Consider the following 1046-nt stretch of genomic DNA (forward strand, 5'->3'; position numbering starts at 1 on the left):
GCCGGCGAGTACATCTACTATCTGCAGGCGGGCGCGTTCCGCGACCTGTCGGATGCGGAAGCGACCCGCGCCAGGCTCGCGCTGCTCGGCTTCGAAGCGGCGATCAGCGACCGCACGAGCGACAGCGGCGTGCTGCACCGCGTGCGCCTCGGCCCGTACAACCAGGTCGAAGCCATGAACAAGGCGCGTGCCAAGCTGCTCGACAGCGGCGTCGACGTCGCCATCGTGCGTAACCAACGATAAGGGGTCGCGATGTCTCTGACGCGCCGTCTGTTCTGCACCGCCCTCCTCGGCCTCGCGGCCGGATCCGCCACGCTGTCGGCATCGGCCGCCGAGCCGCAGGCAGGGTCGCAATACCTCGTGCTGCCTTCCGTGCAGCCGACCGATACCGGCGCAAAAGTCGAAGTCATCGAGTTCTTCGCCTACTACTGCCCGCACTGCTACGCGTTCGAACCTGCGCTCGAAGCGTGGGTCAAGAAGCAGGGCGACAACATCGTGTTCAAGCGCGTCCACATCCAGGGCGGCGCCAGCGTGCTGCCGCAGCAGCGCCTGTTCTACACGCTGGATGCGATGGGCCTGCTGAACCAGTACCACCAGAAGGTGTTCGACGCCATGCACCAGCAGCACCTGCGCCTGTCCAGCGACGAGCAGGTGTTCGACTGGGTGGCGCAAAATGGCATCGACCGCGCGAAGTTCGTCGACACGTACCGCTCGTTCGGCATCCAGGCGAAGCTGCGCCGCGCTGGCGCGATGATGGATTCGTATGGCGTGGACCGCTGGCCGCTCGTCGTCGTCGACGGCCGCTTCGTCACGTCGCCGTCGCACGCGGGCGCGGGCGCGCCCGAGGGCACGACGGAAGCCCAGCAACAGCAGGCGGCCCTGCAGGTGATGGACTTCCTCGTCGCGAAAGCGAAAGCGGACAGGAAATGACCGCGGCGCGGAGCCGCCGGCTGCGCGTATTCATCACGGGCGCGTCCAGCGGCATCGGGGCCGCCTGCTGTTGCTGGGCTTCCGTCGTGCCCTCGGGCGCGCCCGCGCCCGCGTGC

Annotated in this window: 2 protein-coding genes; both read left to right on the top strand. The window is 68.1% G+C overall.

Translation table 11 applies throughout. The annotated features are described in order from the left end of the window. Positions 1-243, top strand: a 243-nt coding sequence (locus ACEN88_RS32520) for an SPOR domain-containing protein (protein ID WP_413346371.1), incomplete at its 5' end; no start/stop codon positions are given. Between the two features lie 9 nt (positions 244-252). Then, the gene (locus tag ACEN88_RS32525; protein WP_413346372.1) at positions 253-930 is read left to right on the top strand and encodes a thiol:disulfide interchange protein DsbA/DsbL; all 678 of its coding nucleotides are present in this window, start codon (positions 253-255) and stop codon (positions 928-930) included. Positions 931-1046 lie beyond the last annotated feature (116 nt).

Source organism: Massilia sp. CT11-108 (assembly GCF_047302915.1).
Lineage (GTDB): Bacteria > Pseudomonadota > Gammaproteobacteria > Burkholderiales > Burkholderiaceae_D > Telluria > Telluria orientalis.